This is a genomic window from Acinetobacter sp. UBA6720, from assembly GCF_002454215.1.
Taxonomy (GTDB): domain Bacteria; phylum Pseudomonadota; class Gammaproteobacteria; order Pseudomonadales; family Moraxellaceae; genus Acinetobacter.
This window is the reverse complement of sequence record NZ_DKIK01000140.1, coordinates 12370-31662: the sequence shown is the minus strand read 5'-3', so window position 1 is coordinate 31662 and position 19293 is coordinate 12370. Positions and strand designations below refer to the sequence as shown.

Sequence of the window (19293 nt, the reverse complement as noted above, 5' to 3'; positions counted from 1 at the left end):
TAAAAAATGCCTCAATTGAGGCATTTTTTATTTTAATTCTAAATTTTACGGCGTTGTCTTAACCACACCAATGACAATAACCCTATCACCCCTAAACCACCGATCGAACCGCCTCCACCGCCACTTGATTCTTTATTGGTATTTTTAGCAGTATTTTTAAAGTAGATCATCGCAGATTTAGACTCTTCAGCCTCAGCATCATAAATTACATATTCAATCTCATAGGGGAATGGGCTGAAATTATTGCGCACTTCAACTTCAATATTACCGCCATAACATACATATTTCTCATACTCTCCAGGACACGGTCCTGTACGCTCTGGTTTAATATTGATACCTGCATCTTGACGAACAATACGAATTGCAAGATTTTCACCATTAGCATCTTGGTAAAATGCTGGTCGCTGATATTCTGAAGCCACAGTGCTAACAGGGCCATCACCGTCATCACTATCATTGGAAAGTGGGTTTATATTTAATTTTAATGTTCCACCGTAATTCAATGTGTATTCGTCTGTTTTGGCAATTGGTTGAATATTGCTAAATTCAGCTTTTAAAATTCCTGACGATGTTGCCTGTGTTGACTTACTCTGAACAGTATATTGACAATAGACATATTCAGAACTATTGGTAGGTTGACCATCTGTTCGATAAATCATGATTTGTTTTAAATCATCTTTCCATTCACAACGCAATGTTGGATCAGCCCTGAGTTTAGAAGTATCAAGGACACCGCCTGTAGCACTGAGTGTTCCAACACCCAAAACCTTAGTTTCAATAATCGCATAATTATCTGTATTGGGTTCTTTTAAAGCTGATGTTCCATCAGCAGAATTAATCACAGCTTCATCTTGAAGTATAAAAAGGAATGGATCGACATAAATCGCACGGTATTTTTGATCAGTTTTTGTCGCGGATAAAAGTGCTTTATAGCGTTGTAACTCCTCATTAAACTCAACTAGAAAGTCAGGGTTAGTATTTTTATTGGCAATTAAATCTTCTAATTCCTTAATATTATCTTCATAAGCTTGTAGACGCTCTACATGTGAGGTGTTTTTCAAATCAGTAATGTCTGCCGCCGCCAAGCGACGAAGTTCAACAGAACCAATATCGCAACTATTGGCATCTTCTGGAGCCAACATCAAGGTTCCATCAACAATACGATCTAAGCCACGCTGATCACTACTATTACAGTCTAATTTGCTGTTGGTATCTAACAAATCAATACCTCCCCCATTGACTTTCGGGAAGTACATTTGTCGAAATAAATTATACTTTGATGGTTCAGTTAATGAACTCAGTAAGCTAGACATAGCAACATTTTTAACATCAATATTGGTATCAACCGAATTACTTACAACCCTTGCACCTTCAGCGAACTCACACTGGCTTGTACTTGTATCAAAAGCGTTATAAGCAACTGTCACACCAGCATCATACTTATCCGACAAAGTCTGTGATCCTAAATAACGGCACGACTTGTATTGGTTATATGCAAGCACATTGTAATATAAAGATTTATCACCAGAATCATCATAATCCAGAACACCTGCTGCACTATTTTCCACAATGGTATTGTTTGAAAGGATAAAACTACTTTCTAGACTTAAATTATGTTCACGAGTATTGATGGCATAAATAATACTTCCGTTTGTAGGACTCGCAATGTTTTTTGCCACAGTATTATTACTCATGGCAACTTTAGGATTCCCGCAGAAGTCAAATGCACTGAGACTCGATGTCAGTCCATTCGCAATAAAACTACTCGCCCTAAATTCTAGATTAGCCTTCACATCCAAAAGACCTGCATTGCACTGCATTGCAAGAATACTACCAACATTCGCCTGATTACCCTGCAACACACTGTTATTAACAGACAGTTGATGTTCCCCTGATCCAACTAAATATAATGCCCCACCTTTCTTAGCAGATTTTGAGTTTAAAATCTGACTATTGTTGAGGGTTAATGCTCCACCAATAAGCAGAGCCCCACCTTCATCTGATGAGTAACCATTTTCTAAAACTACATTTTCAAGTGTTAGACTACTCTGTGTGATGGTGTTAAATAAACGTGATTTCCCAGCCGCATCAATTCGTGAAGTCAACTCACCTAGTGCTGGATACTTAAAACTAATTGGGCTTTTCTCACGATCTAAATATGGACTTTTTCCTAAAATCACAACCTTAGATTCAGGTATGATTTCTTTATCCAACTTATATGTACCAGCTTTTAATTGTATATAATCTGTCTGACCAGAACCTGTATTTCCAGCTGTGCAGCCCCCATAAGCCTTGTTGAGACTCGCTGTTTTAATTGCCTCACGGAGTGAGCATTGATCCATGTTCACATTATCTTCATCTTCAAATGTATTGACATGAATGGTCTTATCTTCCGCTGCAATTAGAGCCATGCTCGCGACCACCACGGCTCCTAACAGTCCTTTCTTAAAATATTTCATGTTTGGCCTTTTCTTTTTATTTTCGACGCAGCAAAATTAATGCAAACAACCCGAGTAAGCTAAGAATTCCAGTGCTTCCTCCAGAGGTTTTAATTTTGTCACTTTCCATATGATTTTGTGGTTCTTGCACAATTTGAACATTCACTTCAATGAACGGAACATGCTCATCAAAGCGTGTTGTTGTGGTCACAAGTTGCAATCTAAAAATATCTGCACCATGCCATGATCCATTTGGCTTATAGGTGATATTCCCTTGCTCATCAATAATAACTTTGCCCTTGGAAACAGTTTGAGTCTGCTGTACACGCATACAACCCGGTTGCCATTCCTCGCCATTAGGCGCCTTGACTGAGTTGAACAAGGTCGCACATTCAGTTTTAGACAATAAATCACTATCCCCTAGCAAATCTGCAACTGAAAGCTTGGCAACTTGGCCAGAGATTAAATCCTGACCAATCAGACTAATGCTGGTAGGGACTTCAATTTCAATTGCGCCTCGGTCGCAAAACGTGTCGTTGCTATTTCGGTTTACGCCTCGTTGATCAGAGTCATCACATTCAATCAGAGTATCAGTTGAATTCACAACTACTTTACCTTTATTCACAATTGGTGAATCTAGCCAATGCATTTGACTCATTAAGATACGTGGGCGTATATAACCTAAAAATTTCTGATTAGGTACCTTATATGGACACAGTAAGCTATCCCCATCTTCAGACATCGTCTTACAATCGCCAACAACATCATTGCCTGCAATCAGAGGACCCGACCAAAACTCATTGGGATAATAATTTACACCACTTCCACAATCCTCTTGTGTAACAAGATTATTCTGAAGCACGGCTTTAGTAACATTTCCAGCACAGTTTTCTGCAATTGTATTTTCAATGTTGCCAAGTACAATACTATTCGCCAAATAAGCCATGTTTGCAGCAGCATCAAAGTAAATACCTTTACTATTGCCAACGACAGTTAAATTGTTCAAAGCCATACCATCACGAACATTGACGACATAGCCCGTATTTTTGACAAAGGTACTACTGACAAGACGTGATGTTAATGTCAATAAGGTAGAATCTTCGTTAACAGTCGCATTATTTAAAGAATAAATATTGGCACTTGTACTGTTTGTTGTTTTATTTTCTTTGAAAACAGAATTAGATATGCGAAAAGAAGGTGCACCACCATACAATATTGCCCCTTGTAGCGCTTGGTTCTTCTCGACCAAACTCGAGCGAATTTCTACTATACTTCGACTGATCCCATCTGCCAACAAGGTTGCAACATTATAAATAGCACCACCTTGCTCAGCAAAACCACCCGTTAATTTGACATATTCTAGACTTAAATATTCATTATTATAAATTAGCCCGCCTTGCCCAACACCACACTCTTGTTCACAGCCTTGCAAACTCACTTCTTTTAAATTCACACGAATTAAAGCGCTTTGATCATTATCAACTCGTAAAATATTATCTTGTCCATTCATTTTTAAAAAGGCATTACTTACACCCTGAACAATGTCATCCCCAACAGAACTATCGTATGTAGTTCTCAGCGTCATATCTTTTTTTATGCTTAAGTGATTGTTTAGTAAATATGTTTTATTTTTTTCAAGCAAAATTGTTGAAATAGCATCTTTACCACCACAACCATAATATCCAGCTTCTGGCATGTCTTGATTAATATATTCGATAGCTTCGCGAAGTGAACATTCCGTGTCATTTTTGACAATATCTGCAGTGGTCGTGACCTTAATATTGTCTGAGTAGGCATGACTCGCCATCAATAGCGTAGCTACACCTATGCTCTTCTTGAGCATAACGATCTCCTTGCTTTTTATTTTATCTTTTCTTTTTATTCTTAGGTTGCATAATCCCTGCAACACCTAACAATTTTCCGTACTCTGTCACAGCTCGAACAATTTCTCAAGTAATATTATGATTTACCGATATTCGTCAATCAACGCATAAATCTGTCTTAAGTTTGCATTACTTAATTTGGTTTTCTCTCCCTTCAATAACTGAATCAACTGTTCCAAGCTTTGTAATAATATCGAGGTTTGATGCGGACCATGTGCAAGTAAATAATCAATAATTTGTTGATCCATATGAATCCCACGACGTGAAAGAACTGACATCACCAGTGTCGATCGGTCAGCATACAAACTACCATTTGGGACTTTCACACTTACCGCTTGGGTTAAACGTGACTGCAAATCAGGTAACTCAAGTTTTAACTCAATGGGAGCAACCCGAGAAGAGAACACCAACTGTCCACCTTCTTCATTGTTATAGTTGATTAGATGGAAAACTGCTTTTTGCCAATGTGGTACTCCACTAATGGCTTCAATATCATCTAAAGCGACCAGATCAAAACGTTCTAAAGAGGTAATTGCTTCAGTCGGAGCATCAAGCAACTCAAGCAATGAAACTTGAATTGCTGTTTTTCCAATTTCCAGATAGGAATCGCAAATTGCTGAGAGCAAATGACTTTTCCCCGAACCTGCACCACCATAGACATAGAAACGATTCATTAAACCCGCATGTAACTGACGAATTGCATCTATAACATGCCCCCACCCTGGCCCAGAAAAATCACTGATCCGAGCATCGAGTTGAGGTTCAATATCTAATTGCAATTGACGCATAGGGGGGTATTTGTCCTAAAGTTCTTTATGGTCGACTTGATCAATCTTACTAGAATTTTCAGATGCTTGCTGATCTTTTACCATCCGATTTTTTAATTCAATATCAACTTCAACCTGATCAGTTTCAATGCTAATTGAACCTGTTGTCGAATCTTGTGAAATAAGTGCTGGTGTTCCATACATAGGGCTATTTTCGTAAAACTCACGTGCATGTCTCAATAAAACCACAATCACAGCAGCTACAGGCAATGCAATCAACATCCCCAAAATTCCGCCCAACTGAGCACCTGCTAGAACCGCAAATACAACTGCCACTGGAGACAGTCCAATTTTATCGCCTAGCAAGAACGGTTGCAGGATATAGCCTTCTACAGCTTGACCAATCATAAAGACCACACCAACTAGCAGTAGCTGCATCCAGTCAATACCAAATTGGAATAAGCTTGCAATAACAGCCGCAATAATACCAACAGCAAAACCTAGATAAGGAATAATACTACATAGGCCTGCGACCATACCGATAATTAAACCGACCTCAAGCCCAATAAGCTGTAAACCAACAGCATAGACCACACCCAAAAGCACCATCACCAAGAACTGACCTTTAACAAAAGCACCCAGTACGCTATGGCACTCTCTAACGATGACAAGTGTCCTTTGCTCGTAGGCTCTTGGAATCAGGCGACGGAAACTATCCAGCATGCGATCCCAATCTAATAGAAAATAGAATGCAATAATCGGAATCAGAACCACCGTACCGCCAATTTGAATAAAGTTCAAACCAGATTGCGCCAATTTAGCAATCATCGCTTGAATGCTGTCCGCACTATAATTGGTTTGTACGTATTCCATAATAGCCGCTGAAATTTGATCAACATCCAATTCCATAGGAACTAAATTAAAGCTGTCTGAAAGCCAAGGGAGGAATTTATAATTTGCCCAATGTATACCTGAAGGAATACTATTTTTGGCATACATTAACTGTTCCCAAATCAACGGAACCAAATACCAAAATGCTAATGTAATGACAACGCCAATACCGATAAAAACAGCACTGATAGATAGCCAACGCGGTAAACCAATTTTATGCAGTTTATCGACTAATGGGCTAAACAGATAAGCGACTAAAAATGCACCAATAAAAGGTAAAACGACAGGTTTGAGTAAATACAACACCCAGAGAATAAGTGCTATACCTGCCAAAATAAAGAAACGCTTCAGTGTACGATCTTGCATGCAATCTCGCCTTTTTCAGATTTAATCGTTATTGAGAAAAATATTTTAGTAAAGATAACATTTTAGCGCAGAAATAACATATGTGTTTCGTATATTCAGGTATAATCGCCCCGCGAATGCGGAGACTTCATTATGAGCAACTCAACTTCTACCCCAAACACTGGTTTAAGCTACAAAGATGCAGGTGTCGACATTGAAGCGGGCGACGCGTTAGTCGATCGTATTAAATCTGTCGCGAAGCGTACTACTCGTCCTGAAGTAATGGGCGGACTAGGTGGCTTCGGTGCACTTTGTAAAATCCCTAAAGGTTATGAAGAACCTGTTCTCGTATCAGGCACAGACGGTGTTGGTACAAAATTACGTTTAGCATTGAATTTGAACCGTCATGACACAATTGGTCAAGACTTGGTTGCAATGTGTGTAAACGATCTTCTTGTCTGTGGCGCTGAGCCATTATTCTTCCTTGACTACTACGCAACAGGTCACCTAAATGTTGATGTTGCAGCAAACGTAGTCACTGGTATTGGTGCAGGCTGTGAACTTGCTGGTTGTGCATTGGTTGGCGGTGAAACTGCTGAAATGCCTGGCATGTATGAAGGCGAAGATTATGACTTAGCCGGTTTCTGCGTAGGCGTGGTTGAGCAAAGCAAAATTATTGATGGCTCTAAAGTTAAAGCAGGTAATGTTTTAGTTGGTGTTGCATCTTCAGGTGCACACTCAAACGGTTACTCTCTACTTCGTAAAATCTTAGATGTTAAGAATATTGATTTAACTCAAATTGTTGATGGCCGCCCACTTGCCGATGCGGCAATGGAACCAACTCGTATTTATGTGAAGCCTATTCTTCAACTTTTAAAAGAAGTTGATGTTCATGCAATGGCACATATTACAGGTGGCGGTTTACCTGGTAACTTACCACGCGTATTACCAAATGGTGCTCAAGCTGTTGTCAATGAAGCATCTTGGGAATGGCCAGAATTGTTTAAACTTCTTCAACGTGAAGGTGGTGTTGAACAGTTTGAAATGTATCGCACATTTAACTGTGGCGTAGGTATGGTTTTAGTTGTCGATGCTGCTGACGCTGACAAAACAGTTAAATTACTGAATGAGCTTGGCGAAAAAGCATTCACCATGGGTCATATTGTAGACAATGCTGAGTCAGTTGAAGGCGCAGACGAAAAAATCCGTGTCGTTTTCGCTTAATTCATATGATTAAAATTGCTGTTTTGGTTTCAGGAAATGGATCAAACCTTCAGGCTTTGATTGATGCCAACCTTTCAGGAAAAATTGTAGGCGTTATTTCCAACAAACCTGAAGCCTATGCGCTACAGCGTGCTGGAAATGCAAGTATTGCAACAGCAGTGATTGAACACAAGCAATATCCAAATCGTGAAGCTTTTGATGATGTTATGCATCAACAATTGCTCGATTGGGATGTTGATCTCGTGGTTCTTGCTGGCTTTATGCGTATTTTAAGTGAGAAATTTGTTAGTGCTTGGGAAGGAAAAATGATTAACATTCACCCTTCTCTTCTGCCGTATTACAAAGGGATGCATACTCATCAGCGCGTACTGAATACTGGTGATCAACTACATGGCTGTACCGTGCACTATGTGACGGCTGAACTTGATGCAGGTCAGGCTTTAGCACAAGGCGTTCTGAAAGTGAGTGTACATGATAATGCCGATTCACTAGCAAGCCGAGTACATGTGCTTGAACATGTCATTTACCCGCAAGTGGTGGAATGGATTTGTACAGGTACAATTCAGCATACCGAAAAGGCTGTGTTATATCGTGGTCAAATCATGCATGAACCTGTGCAATTTGCCAAGTTTCCATAAATTTTAAGATTAAAAAAACGCATCCTCGGATGCGTTTTTTTTATGATGATTTCTAATGCTTTTCTAACAACTGATTAATTAATGGATTGATTTTCGATTCATTACTTTTATATTTCGTTGGATTTAACAACCCACCTGCATGTAATTTATATTCAGCAAAACCGAGCAATTGATCATCTTTATAAAGCCTTAATTCCGCTCTAGTTAATACCATTGAAAAATCCCACTTTTGATAAGCCACATATTTCAAGACATAAACACATTCTAAAGGTTTAGTCCGATCATAAATTTGAGTTGAGATATGACGCGCTTCCAGACCATTTATAAGAATATTTTCAAAGTTAACCACAATAACTTGAGGATTATGTTCAATACAAATATGCGTTAAATCACGTTTATCAATATTATTCAAATGAGAGACTTGAGTGCTTGCACATCCCAGTAACGGAAGTATGAAAAATAAAGAATAAATGGCTTTCTGCATTTATAATCCAAAAAATTACGCTGTTGAAATGAGCCTTTTAATGAGTGTCACCGTTTCTTGTGGTTTTTCCAATGGGAACATATGGCTTCCCTCAACCACTTGATAAGGTATTCCGAATTTCTTTTTCACCATTTGTGGAAAACCTGGACCAATAAATGGCCCTTTCTCAGCGATCAATAAATGCATGGGAACTTTTGGCTGAGCCTGTGGTAACCACCACAATGATGGATTTGTTCTAAAGATATGAACTTCATCCATCTTTGAAATGCTAAGCTCCACACCTCCACGCACACGATCTTCAGTTAACCCATGGTCGATATATGCTTGAAAGCAATCAGGATCAAAGTCTTTATAAAAACCTTTAGCGCCTAACAATTCTGCAGCCTGTTCACGGCTTTCCCAGTGATCTCTGCGTCGCAGTGATAACGCGGCTGGAGACATATTATCCACCACTTTGAGCCCCAGCATCTTCGCAAAGTGTAATGCAAATGAAGCTTTGCCCATAATTAATGGTGGATCAATCATAATGACTTGTTCAAACAATTCAGGACGCTGTAATGCGGCCTGAAAAGTAAGCACTGAACCTAAAGAGTGACCTAAACCAATCACCTTGCGCCCTTGTGCCTGCCGAACAATACTATCAATCACTTGTTGAGTTAAGCTTTTCCAATGGTTATCAATCGGATAGCTTTTATCTGGTCCCAATAGAGGCACATAAATCACATCGTACTGATCAGAGAGTAAGTCAAATAATTTCTGATAGACTTTTCCGGGCACGCCATTGGCGTGCGCAAAATGAATTAAAGGTTTCATTGTAACTTTGTCGTCTGTTCAGTTTGCATTTGGTTTGACAGTGATGATGCAAAACCGGCCCCCATAGACGCACCTAAACGCCCTAAAACAGAATCAAGTGGACTATGTACCACAGTATAATCCATTGCTTTATCTGTATTTAACTCACGTTTTAAAGTATGTAAGTTACCAATACGGTCAGCAATGCCGAGTTTTACTGCCTGATCACCAGTCCAGAAAAGACCTGAAAAGAGCGCTGGATCATTCGATTTTAACTTTTTACCACGACCTTGTTTAACAGCATTAATAAAATGCTCATGTACATTATCAAGTACAGCTTGGACATGTGCGCGCTGCGCAGGATTAACAGGTTGGGTCATAGATAGCAAGGCTTTGTTTTGACCAGATGTCATGGTGCGGTCTTCAACACCCAGTTTTTGCATCAAGCCGGTTACACCATAGTTCGGCATAATCACACCAATTGAACCGACCAAACTTGATGGATTCACCAGAATCTCATCCGCAGCTGACGCAATATAATATGCACCTGATGCACCAGTATCACCAATCACTGCATACAACTTTTTGTCGCCATGTGTTTTCTTTAGGTATTGGATTTCTTGCCAAATCTCGTCAGACTGAACAGGTGAACCACCCGGTGAATTAATATTTAAAACCACTGCTTGGCTTTGCTTATTTTCAAATGCTTTCTTTAATGATTTAATCGTGTCATTACTGTTCACGCTTTGCTCGTCTGCGGCAATTGTGCCCACAATATCAACCACAGCAATATGCTTAGATGCTGTTGCATCCGTACCACTGGTCGAACAACTCTTGGTCATCGCAATTAAAATAAACAAAAGATAGGCAAAAGTCAGAAACTTGAAAAAGATCCCCCAACGACGTGCACGACGTTGTTCTTCAACGGAAGCTAAAACCGCTTTTTCTAAAAGCTTCCATTCATTCCCTGTTGGCTGTTCGTGTGCAGGTTGTTGTTTCGGCATTTCATTTTCTGGTTTTGGTGGCCAATCGGACATATAACAATCCAAACTTGAATAAAATTGCCCTCATTATATACACTGATTTATACAAAACTGTCGAAACCATTCATTTTATCTTATAATATTTTTTGTTTTTATCCACGTACACTATATCGACTCTAAAGAATGACTAAACCACAAGAACAGAACTCGACTTATCGTCTACTCCGTTTTGCAAGTAAACAACCCATTAAATTTTCACGTTTTTTTGCTAGAGGTTTAGCGGGTTTAGTCAATCTTTTAAAAATTAGTAAAAATAATGATGCCCTCAGACTAAATCTGCAAATTGCTTTACCTGAACTTAGTCCAGAACAGCGCGAAATGATTGCGAAACAAGCAGTACGTAATGAACTCACTACTTATTTTGAGTTTTTTAGTATTTGGGGTTCCAGTAACCAAAAAAATATTGAACGCGTTCAAAAAGTACATGGCGAACATCTACTACACGAAGCCCTTGCTGCTAAAAAAGGTGTCGTCTTGATCGTTCCACATTTTGGGACATGGGAAATTATGAACACCTATGTTGCCCAATTTACCGAAATGACCATTATGTATAAACCCGTCAAAGATCCTGGGGCTGACTTATTTGTTCGTGAAGCACGTGGTCGGGAGGGTGCTCATCTTGTTCCTACCGATGAGTCTGGAGTTCGACAAATTTTTAAGGCGCTCAAACAAGGGGGAACAACCGTGATTCTGCCCGATCATACCCCCAAACAAGGCGGGGAAATGATTCCTTATTTTGGTTTTCCCCTAGCCTCAAGTAACCTGAGCGCCAAGCTGATTCAAAAAACCAAAGCCAAAGCTTTACTGCTGTATGCCATTCGTAATGACGATGGCTTTGACATGTACATTGAAGAAATGAGTGACGCGATTTATCAAGGTAGTGCCAATGATGGTACTTTAGTGATTCATCAAGCCATTGAGAACTTAGTCCATCGCCACCCAGAACATTACCACTGGACCTATAAACGCTTCAAAGCCAATTCGAAACTTAGGCCATTGTATAATCTGCCATTTAATGAGGCAGTGCTGCGTTTAGAGCAGTTACGTTTGGAACAACAGAATCAGCCGATTGCAACCACGGTCGAGTCTGACGCTGTGTCATCAACTCAATAAGTCCTGTAGACCTCGCAGTAAAACGTATACTACCGTGCCCTGCCTTAGTCAAAAGTGGAATATTGAGTGCTTTCAAGCGTGCTTGCGTTATTCTACTCGGATGCCCATAACGATTATGAAAACCTGCTGAAGCAACCGCTAGTTTTGGTTGATAATACTTTAAAAATGCATAAGCTGAACTATGACGACTACCGTGATGCCCCAAGATCAGGACATCAACTTTTAAGTCAGGATAATCCTGCAATAATTGAAACTCGGTTTGCCAGCCAGCATCGCCCATAATCAAAAAATTCTGATAAGGCTGTACATTTTTCACCTGTATATAAACTACACAAGATAGCTCATTTTGCTGATACGGTACTTGTGCCAATTGACTGGCTTTTGGTGATAAAATTTTGATCTCAACGTGTTCAGACCAATGCCAAATCTGCCCTTGTTTACAATAATCAAAACGAGACTTGCTAGCCACATCCAATTGCTGATTGGAATAGACTTGATTGATCGACAACTCATTTTTTAATGTGGTATAGCTTCCACTATGATCTTGATCCAAATGCGTAAGTATCAATGAATCTAATTCACTCACACCTTGTTTCGATAGAAATGGCTGAATCACCTGCTTAGCAATACTAAACTTCGTTTCATCATAGGAGCCTCCGACGTCAATCATGGCATGCTGTTGACCATCCTGCATATACACCGCCTGCCCCTGACCAACATCAAGTACAATTAATTCAAAAGGATGCTGCTTTGCACTCAGCCCAAGTAGCGGAAAAACACTCAATACTACCCATGTTTTGGGTAAAGTCGACTTGGGCATAAAAATAATGCTGAGTACCACAATGAGCAAAATTATCTGCCAAACGTTAAGTGCAACCGACAACAATTTGATCGGAAGCATGGCATCTAACAAGTGGAGTATGCTCAACAAAAATAGCAATACCCAATCTGCCAACTGAAACAAAAGACTACTCAGCGGTTCAAAAACATAAAAGGTAAAAGCAGCCAAAACATCCAATGGCACAACCACTAAGCCAATCAAAGGAATGGCCACAAGGTTACTGATAGGACTAATCCAAGAGACTTGTTTAAAGAAAATGATCACCAAAGGCAAAAGTGCGACAAAGATTTTCCACTGCGACTCTATCAACAGTTTGAGTGCGAATATAAGTTGCTGTTGCCACGTTTGGGAGCCACTCAAATCAAGCCGAATGGTGGTTTGATAAATGCGTAAAAGTACAAAACATGCCCCATAGGACAGCCAAAAAGCAGCTGATAGAATCGAAAAAGGATCAAACAATAAAAGAAGTGATGCACTCAATAAGAGCAACGTCAAAGCCGAAATTTTCTGCCTGAGCCAAACCAACGCTGTTAAACAGAAACAACTGAGTAAAGTCCGCATTGCAGGAATCTCAAAACCAACAAAGGCACAATACAGCAACACACAGAGGAAAAATGGCAATAGCAATAAATATGGACGTGGTACTATAAGAAAAATACGTGAGTAAAATCGGTTGACTCCTTTTTGTAAGAGCCAGCAAAACATCACAGCAAAGATGAGTACATGCGGCCCTGAAATTGCCAACAAATGACTAATACCAAAACGTTGAAAGAATATTGTTGTTTCCTTATCTAAGAAACTTTCATCCCCTGTCAGGAGCGCTAAAATTAAGCCCTTATGACTTAAGGGCTGTATATAAATAAAGTTGCGTATCTTTAAACGCTGTCGCTCTATACCTAACTGGAGTTGCTTGAAGATGGTTTGCTGCTTTCTTAAATGACTGGCATAGCCTAACGCGTAAATTTCTGCCTCAGATAAGGGTTGTATTTGCTTGAGTTTGAAACCAGACATAAGATTACGTTGCAGATACCACTGCTCAAGATCGAATACACCTTGCACTGCATAACTATGCGCAGGACGTATTTCCCCGGTCAGTCGGTAGTATTTCCCAAGTTCCAACACCTCTTGCTGATCCGATATCCTTTTTTGAAAACCTAACCATTGGACGGGTTGCTCGTGTCGGTTCAAGACCTGTATTTCTTGCTGAATGGTCTCACTACCCAGTTGGTTAATCTTTGCAATATAAACAATGACTTTAGTATCTTCCACCCGGGTTTCTTTATAGGCTAGACGTTGCTGCAAAGCCGATTGCGCATAATGATATCCTGCAGTTAAAAACAACATGAAATAAATTAATCCGCATATAAACTGTAAAATAAGCGCGGGTTTATGCTTAAAAAGAAAAAACTGTAAAGGTAAAAGTCCGATGACCAAAATCAATGCTGGGTAAAAAAGATGATTTAGGATGGAGACGCTCTGCCCCATTAATGCAATTCCTAAAATCCAAGCAACAGCATATAAAAGCTTCATTTTTTATTCAGTTATTGTTTTTATTGGCGCCATAATAAAGCCCACCGAAGTGGGCTTCAATAGATAGTGGCTTTATCTCATATTTTTGTCGGCACTCAGCCTAATCATTGACCCAAAGACCATCTTGCATATGCAAAATAGAATCAGCCGACTGAGCCAGTTGCTCATCATGCGTCACGATCAACATCGCCATATTGAATTCCTGACGTAAATCCATCAGCAACTCAAAAATTTTACTTGCTGTTTTCCGATCTAAATTACCTGTCGGTTCATCTGCCATCATCAAGGCAGGCTTAGCCACCAATGCTCGCGCCAAAGCAACGCGTTGACGTTCCCCACCTGAAAGCTCACCTGGTTTATGGGTTAAACGATGCGTCAATCCTACACGTTCAAGCAAGTATTCAGCCTGTTTTTGCACATCTTTAAAGTTGGTGCCTTGGCGTAACATCAGCGGCATGGCCACATTTTCTAAAGCCGTAAACTCAGGCAACAGATGATGGAACTGGTAAACAAAACCTAAGTGTTGATTACGTAAATAGCCACGCTCAGCTTCATTCAAACTGTCAAAACGATTACCCTGTAAAAATACCTGTCCAGAGCTCGGACGGTCTAAACCGCCCAATACATGTAACAACGTACTTTTACCCGAACCACTCGACCCCACAATTGAGACAAATTCGCCTGCTTTGACTTGTAGAGAGAGACCTTTAATCACTTCAACGGTCGACTTACCATCGGTAAAGTGCTTTTCAATATTTTGTGCTTCTAAAACAATTTTACTCATAGCGTAATGCCTCCGCAGGTTGGATTTTTGCAGCACGCATTGCAGGATAAATTGTTGCAAGGAAACTTAAAATTAAAGACAGGGACACAATGGTTAATACATCTTGCCATCTTAAATACGAAGGTAAGTAATTAATAAAATAAGCATCAAATAAATGAAGTCCCATTACATTGTTTAGCCAACCCACCAAGCTACTAATACTTGAAGCGAAAACAATACCGAGAATCGCACCAGATACCGTACCAATCACACCAATAATCGTACCCTGAACCATAAAAATACGAGTAATAGTTGCTGGAGAAGCCCCAAGAGTTCGTAATATAGCAATATCCGATTTTTTATCGGTGACAACCATCACCAAGGACGACACAATATTAAATGCAGCCACCAAGACAATCAGGAACAGTAATAAGCTCACCATCGCTTTTTCCATTTGGATCGCACTAAATAAGTTGCCGTGAGTATAAGTCCAATTTGAGGCATAAAAACCGCTTGGCAGATCCATGACAATTTCATCTGCCACTTTCGGCGCAACAAAAATATCATCTAGTTTCAAGCGAATACCTTGTGCTCCATCAGGTAAGCGCAGCAAAGTTGATGCATCATTAAGAGCAATATAGCCTATCATCGAATCAACCTCAGCACCAATGCTGAAAATCCCCACAATTTTGAAACGCTTAAAACGTGGTACGACACCCGCTGGTGATGGTGTTGCCTCAGGTAAAACCAAAGTCACACTGTCATTTAAGCCTAAACCTAAGGCATCGGTCATTTGTTTGCCTAAAACAATACCAAACTCACCTTTTTTGAGCTTATCAATACCCCCTTCAACCATGTGGTCTTGGATAATCGAAACCTTTTTTTCATACTCAGGTTCAATTCCCGTGACCATGATTCCAGCCACTTGGCCTTGTGCAGTCAGCATCCCCTGCAATTGAGTAAAAGGTGCCACACCCGTGACATGCTCTTTTGTTTCAATTTTTTTTGCAAGTTCGGGCCAATTTGTTAAAATTTGTGTTGAAGAAACAGTGGCTTGAGGTATCATTCCAAGTACACGAGTTTTCAATTCTCGGTCAAAACCATTCATTACAGATAACACTGTAATGAGTACTGCCACACCCAGTGTGAGACCGATCATCGAAACCAGTGCAATAAAAGAAATAAAGTGGTTGCTACGCCGTGCGCGAGTATATCTCAACCCTATATACAGCGAGATTGGTTTAAACATACCATCTAGTCCGAGGTCATAATTATGGAAAGTTTACAGCATCAAAACGTTCAAACTGAACGTCGTGTGATGTCTCGAATCGACGCGGCCTTGAGAATTAACTATCAGATTATTTCTGATGATGTTGCCCTTAATGACCCTTACGATCCTAATTTTGTTTTGCCACGCTATTTTCTACTACTCGCAGAATTAGATCAATTTGATCATGCCCTAAACTACGAATTAGAACAATTATCTGAAAAAGATCAACAAATTGCTCGAATATTATCCCTATTTAATCAAAAATTAAACCTGATCACGGGATCTTTGTACGACACGATTGTACAAACCATGTTACCTACACCTGAGCATGTCAACTTTTCAGAAAGTGGTTTAAGCTTTTACAGTGACAAGCAAATTCAAGATGGTACCTATATACATCTGACTTTGAGCCATCCCGAAAACTTCTTCCATATTGCAGCCATTGCGCAAGTGGTATATAGCAACGCAGAAGAAAATGATAAGTATCGCACGGGTGCATACTTTATTACCTTGCACCCGCAAGATCGTGCGAAACTCGCAGACTGTATTTCATTAAGCTTAGAAGATCATTAAAAAGCCAAAAACTCGGACTAGTTTGGACTTTTTAATTTTTGGGCAAGTTTGCGACTTGCCTGAAGATCTTTATAAAAATAGACAAATAAGCCAGATAGCAATACCGCTGCGCCCAAGAGGACTAACATCGACAGTTTTTCGTGGTTGAGTACTGCACCAATAAATAAAGCAATCATCGGCGTCATGACTGTTGTCAATGACAACGTTGTCGGCTGAATTTTTTGTACCAAATTAAAATAACAGAACATTGCAATCAATGACGCCATAATGACGGTATAAAGTAGTGCCAAACAAGTTTTCAAATCGGGCATTTGCTGCGGTGCATACTGCCAAATAAATGGCACGATACATATTGCTGCTACGGTTGAAACCAAGATTGACCCCGTTGCTTGTGCAACAGGTTCGATATTTGCATTGACTTTTTTCACCCAGAAAATAGAGGCTGCATAAGAAAATACACTGAGTAGCATCAGCCCAATCCCAAAGGGATGCACATGCTGTGTATTTCCAGCAAGACAAATAATGGCCAATCCCACCAATGCAATACACATCCCGAGCCACTGCATTGCGCTCAAATAGGTCTTAAAGTAAAAACGTCCGATCAGCCCTGCCATAATGGGTGCTAAGCCAAACATTAAGGCAATCATGCCTGAACTAATATAATTGGTTGCGACATAGGTAAAAAACTGCGAGCCGATCAAGCTAAAAGAACCAGCTAAATAACTATGCCACGCAACTTTGTTGGTCGGGAACTGGCGCTTTAGAACCAATAACAAACAAATCGCCAAAGGTAGTGCAATAAAAAATCGCAATACCAACGCCCACAGCATATGTAAATCGGTCACACTCCACACAATCGCTAAAGGCGTTGTAGACCAAATAAAAACCAGTAATCCATAGGTTGCCATCAAATTGGCTTTAGAAGACATAATCGGCTCGATGCTAGATAGCTGTTTTACGTTTTTGCTTTTGGATGGTTTGATCTAAAGAACTGGAGAACTCTCGTTTATCTCGTTCGGAAATAGGGGGAGGACCACCTGTTTGAACACCTGCCCCACGTAAGGTATCCATAAAGTCCCGTAAATGCAGTCGCGCTTTGACATTTGCAGTGGTGTAAATTTCACCACGAGGATGAATCGCAACCCCTCCTTTTTCAATCACTTGTGCGGCAAGCGGAATATCCTGAGTAATCACAATATCGTTGGCTTGCATGCGATCAACAATTTCTTGATCAGCCGCATCTGCCCCGCTCATCACCTGAATCGAATTAATACGGATGGATGGCGTAATCCCAACATTTTGGTTTGCCACGAAAGTGACTTCAAGCTGATAACGATCTGAAGCACGTAAAATCACTTCACGTAAGATTTTAGGTAATGCATCAGCATCCACCCACAGTTTAAATGGCAACACTTTGCATCCACGAACAAAAGAAACTGTCTTAGTCTAACAAACTCAGTGCGTTAGATTAATAGATAAAACCGCTCAAAATGACAGTGTTAACCATCGCCAAATACTTTTAAAGTATAATCCATCATGACTGTGGCAGGATTTAAAAGCCAAATTCAAGCCATATCTATGTGCTTTTTCATGATTCTTCAGTAAAAATATAATAAAGGACTTGAAATATAGAAATAACCCTCGATTTAATAGGGATATATCACCTCATTCAATCGTGCATATGAACAATCAAAATAGTCCAGAAATAATCACCATTGATGACCAAAACTTTGGTAGCCACGTCGAACATTGGAATTTACTCACAGATCACCCTGCACAAGATGTACCCAAATGGTTAGGTTTAGCTTTAAATGCGCCGATTATGCCAATGGGGTTGTGCCAAACTGAACAGGATATGGATGCAAACTGTTGGTTAATCCAAGGACCAAGTCAAGCTGCTGTTCAGCTTACACAAGTGATTGCAGTTGAAAATAATAAGCCTACAGCAGTAAAAACTGCATTCCCAAGTTTCAATAGCCCCTACAAAGTTCCTGTTGTGGTTGAACGTATCATCCGCTGTCAATCAAACACGCAAGCTGTTCTACGCCTAAATTTAGGTAATAACAGCATTGTATATGCTTACGATAGTCTGTATAGCGTGAATCATGGCCAATACCAAAAAGACCAAACCTATGTTGCACAACTCAATGCATGGGCATATGAGCTAGAGGCTGTTGCAGAACATGAACAACTTGTCGTTGATGATCCCGCATCCATTAAACACCATCGCGCACTAAACGATATTTTAGCAGCAAACAATGGTATTGCCCCTGCCAACCTCCAAGAGCAAATCGACGCATGGGAACCAAAGTCAGATGACGATAAAGAACCTGTGACTGTAGATTTTTCAAAGATGGTTGCCTATTTATATGGTGAAAAGATTGGTCAGGAAGATGAAGCATGGTTTCAAGGCAATATTGTGGGTAAAACTAGTATGCAATTTATGGAGCAAGACTACACGTTGCTTGACGTTGCCTTAATTCATGAAGAAGACCAAGCTGCAACCTTGATCCGTATTGCCACTAAAAACCCAACTTATGCACAGTTCAATATTGGGCAATACATCCGTGGTAACATTTGGATTCAAGCCAACATTTATTCATCAAATCAATAATTTAAACAAAAATCCAACTCAGATTACGAAGCAATTTGTATCGACTGAGTTGGATTTTTTTATTTTTATAGCTCACTTTTATTT

The 19293-nt window shown here is 39.9% G+C and carries 17 protein-coding genes; 5 read left to right on the top strand and 12 right to left on the bottom strand.

Features of this window, described 5'->3' with window-relative positions; all coding sequences use genetic code 11:
- Nucleotides 1-38: 38 nt before the first annotated feature.
- The 4 genes from B4F08_RS11905 to cxpE all read right to left on the bottom strand — a co-directional run bounded on the left by B4F08_RS11905 (nt 39) and on the right by cxpE (nt 6345).
- A complete protein-coding gene (locus B4F08_RS11905; RefSeq protein WP_291374465.1) occupies nt 39-2459 on the bottom strand; it encodes a CSLREA domain-containing protein in 2421 nt (806 codons plus the stop codon).
- Between the two features lie 16 nt (nt 2460-2475).
- Nucleotides 2476-4281 carry a rhombotarget A gene (gene rbtA / locus B4F08_RS11900; RefSeq protein ID WP_291374464.1) on the bottom strand — a complete coding sequence of 602 codons (1806 nt, stop codon included), beginning with the start codon at nt 4279-4281 and terminating at the stop codon, nt 2476-2478.
- A gap of 123 nt (nt 4282-4404) precedes the next feature.
- Complete coding sequence (gene hda / locus B4F08_RS11895; protein ID WP_086208295.1) at nt 4405-5109, bottom strand: DnaA regulatory inactivator Hda; 705 nt, start codon at nt 5107-5109, stop codon at nt 4405-4407.
- Between the two features lie 15 nt (nt 5110-5124).
- A complete protein-coding gene (gene cxpE / locus B4F08_RS11890) occupies nt 5125-6345 on the bottom strand; it encodes a chloramphenicol efflux transporter CxpE (protein ID WP_291374463.1) in 1221 nt (406 codons plus the stop codon).
- Between the two features lie 132 nt (nt 6346-6477).
- Between cxpE and purM the strand changes: the two genes are divergently transcribed.
- The gene (purM, locus tag B4F08_RS11885; protein WP_086208297.1) at nt 6478-7548 is read left to right on the top strand and encodes a phosphoribosylformylglycinamidine cyclo-ligase; all 1071 of its coding nucleotides are present in this window, start codon (nt 6478-6480) and stop codon (nt 7546-7548) included.
- A 5-nt stretch (nt 7549-7553) separates the two neighbouring features.
- Nucleotides 7554-8186, top strand: coding sequence for a phosphoribosylglycinamide formyltransferase (gene purN / locus B4F08_RS11880; RefSeq protein ID WP_291374462.1), 633 nt, complete (start codon nt 7554-7556; stop codon nt 8184-8186).
- Between the two features lie 52 nt (nt 8187-8238).
- On the opposite strand, the gene B4F08_RS11875 is transcribed toward purN, so the two are convergent.
- The 3 genes from B4F08_RS11875 to sppA are packed head-to-tail and all read right to left on the bottom strand — an operon-like array spanning nt 8239 to nt 10499.
- Nucleotides 8239-8670 carry an Sbal_3080 family lipoprotein gene (locus tag B4F08_RS11875; RefSeq protein ID WP_291374461.1) on the bottom strand — a complete coding sequence of 144 codons (432 nt, stop codon included), beginning with the start codon at nt 8668-8670 and terminating at the stop codon, nt 8239-8241.
- A 15-nt stretch (nt 8671-8685) separates the two neighbouring features.
- Nucleotides 8686-9483 (bottom strand): alpha/beta fold hydrolase, encoded by a 798-nt coding sequence (locus B4F08_RS11870; RefSeq protein WP_086208300.1) that lies wholly within the window; start codon nt 9481-9483, stop codon nt 8686-8688.
- Nucleotides 9480-10499: a signal peptide peptidase SppA gene (gene sppA / locus B4F08_RS11865; RefSeq protein WP_110974568.1), complete on the bottom strand. Its 1020-nt coding sequence runs from the start codon at nt 10497-10499 to the stop codon at nt 9480-9482. The genes B4F08_RS11870 and sppA overlap by 4 nt, the downstream gene beginning before the upstream one ends.
- 129 nt (nt 10500-10628) lie before the next feature.
- Here sppA and B4F08_RS11860 point away from each other — a divergent pair, with 129 nt between their 5' ends.
- Nucleotides 10629-11618, top strand: a complete 990-nt coding sequence (locus B4F08_RS11860) for a lysophospholipid acyltransferase family protein (RefSeq protein ID WP_086208302.1) — start codon at nt 10629-10631, stop codon at nt 11616-11618.
- Here the strand turns inward: B4F08_RS11860 and B4F08_RS11855 are convergent.
- The 3 genes from B4F08_RS11855 to B4F08_RS11845 form a co-directional block, all read right to left on the bottom strand.
- On the bottom strand, nt 11518-13989 hold the full coding sequence (locus B4F08_RS11855; RefSeq protein ID WP_349680393.1) for a DNA internalization-related competence protein ComEC/Rec2: 2472 nt from the start codon (nt 13987-13989) through the stop codon (nt 11518-11520). The two genes, B4F08_RS11860 and B4F08_RS11855, sit on opposite strands and share 101 nt — an antisense overlap.
- Before the next feature lie 100 nt (nt 13990-14089).
- A complete protein-coding gene (gene lolD, locus B4F08_RS11850) occupies nt 14090-14773 on the bottom strand; it encodes a lipoprotein-releasing ABC transporter ATP-binding protein LolD (RefSeq protein WP_291374460.1) in 684 nt (227 codons plus the stop codon).
- Nucleotides 14766-16001 (bottom strand): lipoprotein-releasing ABC transporter permease subunit, encoded by a 1236-nt coding sequence (locus tag B4F08_RS11845; protein WP_291374459.1) that lies wholly within the window; start codon nt 15999-16001, stop codon nt 14766-14768. The genes lolD and B4F08_RS11845 overlap by 8 nt, the downstream gene beginning before the upstream one ends.
- Before the next feature lie 24 nt (nt 16002-16025).
- On the opposite strand from B4F08_RS11845, the gene B4F08_RS11840 reads away from it, so the two are divergent.
- On the top strand, nt 16026-16595 hold the full coding sequence (locus B4F08_RS11840) for a PilZ domain-containing protein (RefSeq protein WP_086208305.1): 570 nt from the start codon (nt 16026-16028) through the stop codon (nt 16593-16595).
- A gap of 17 nt (nt 16596-16612) precedes the next feature.
- Here the strand turns inward: B4F08_RS11840 and B4F08_RS11835 are convergent, their stop codons facing one another.
- Together B4F08_RS11835 and B4F08_RS11830 are read right to left on the bottom strand one after the other, a co-directional pair.
- Nucleotides 16613-17524 carry a DMT family transporter gene (locus B4F08_RS11835; protein WP_086208306.1) on the bottom strand — a complete coding sequence of 304 codons (912 nt, stop codon included), beginning with the start codon at nt 17522-17524 and terminating at the stop codon, nt 16613-16615.
- A gap of 13 nt (nt 17525-17537) precedes the next feature.
- Nucleotides 17538-18008, bottom strand: a complete 471-nt coding sequence (locus tag B4F08_RS11830) for a YaiI/YqxD family protein (protein WP_086208307.1) — start codon at nt 18006-18008, stop codon at nt 17538-17540.
- A gap of 268 nt (nt 18009-18276) precedes the next feature.
- Here B4F08_RS11830 and B4F08_RS11825 point away from each other — a divergent pair, with 268 nt between their 5' ends.
- Complete coding sequence (locus B4F08_RS11825; protein WP_119063661.1) at nt 18277-19209, top strand: hypothetical protein; 933 nt, start codon at nt 18277-18279, stop codon at nt 19207-19209.
- The last annotated feature ends 84 nt before the right edge of the window (nt 19210-19293 follow it).

Coding starts and splice junctions, on each gene's coding strand:
- B4F08_RS11845 (WP_291374459.1), bottom strand. CDS start 16,001: ATGTTTAAACCAATCTCGCTGTATATAGGGTTGAGATATACTCGCGCA.
- purN (WP_291374462.1), top strand. CDS start 7,554: ATGATTAAAATTGCTGTTTTGGTTTCAGGAAATGGATCAAACCTTCAG.
- rbtA (WP_291374464.1), bottom strand. CDS start 4,281: ATGCTCAAGAAGAGCATAGGTGTAGCTACGCTATTGATGGCGAGTCAT.
- B4F08_RS11835 (WP_086208306.1), bottom strand. CDS start 17,524: ATGTCTTCTAAAGCCAATTTGATGGCAACCTATGGATTACTGGTTTTT.
- B4F08_RS11860 (WP_086208302.1), top strand. CDS start 10,629: ATGACTAAACCACAAGAACAGAACTCGACTTATCGTCTACTCCGTTTT.
- hda (WP_086208295.1), bottom strand. CDS start 5,109: ATGCGTCAATTGCAATTAGATATTGAACCTCAACTCGATGCTCGGATC.
- B4F08_RS11875 (WP_291374461.1), bottom strand. CDS start 8,670: ATGCAGAAAGCCATTTATTCTTTATTTTTCATACTTCCGTTACTGGGA.
- B4F08_RS11840 (WP_086208305.1), top strand. CDS start 16,026: ATGGAAAGTTTACAGCATCAAAACGTTCAAACTGAACGTCGTGTGATG.
- lolD (WP_291374460.1), bottom strand. CDS start 14,773: ATGAGTAAAATTGTTTTAGAAGCACAAAATATTGAAAAGCACTTTACC.
- B4F08_RS11825 (WP_119063661.1), top strand. CDS start 18,277: ATGAACAATCAAAATAGTCCAGAAATAATCACCATTGATGACCAAAAC.
- B4F08_RS11905 (WP_291374465.1), bottom strand. CDS start 2,459: ATGAAATATTTTAAGAAAGGACTGTTAGGAGCCGTGGTGGTCGCGAGC.
- cxpE (WP_291374463.1), bottom strand. CDS start 6,345: ATGCAAGATCGTACACTGAAGCGTTTCTTTATTTTGGCAGGTATAGCA.
- B4F08_RS11855 (WP_349680393.1), bottom strand. CDS start 13,989: ATGAAGCTTTTATATGCTGTTGCTTGGATTTTAGGAATTGCATTAATG.
- sppA (WP_110974568.1), bottom strand. CDS start 10,499: ATGTCCGATTGGCCACCAAAACCAGAAAATGAAATGCCGAAACAACAA.
- purM (WP_086208297.1), top strand. CDS start 6,478: ATGAGCAACTCAACTTCTACCCCAAACACTGGTTTAAGCTACAAAGAT.
- B4F08_RS11870 (WP_086208300.1), bottom strand. CDS start 9,483: ATGAAACCTTTAATTCATTTTGCGCACGCCAATGGCGTGCCCGGAAAA.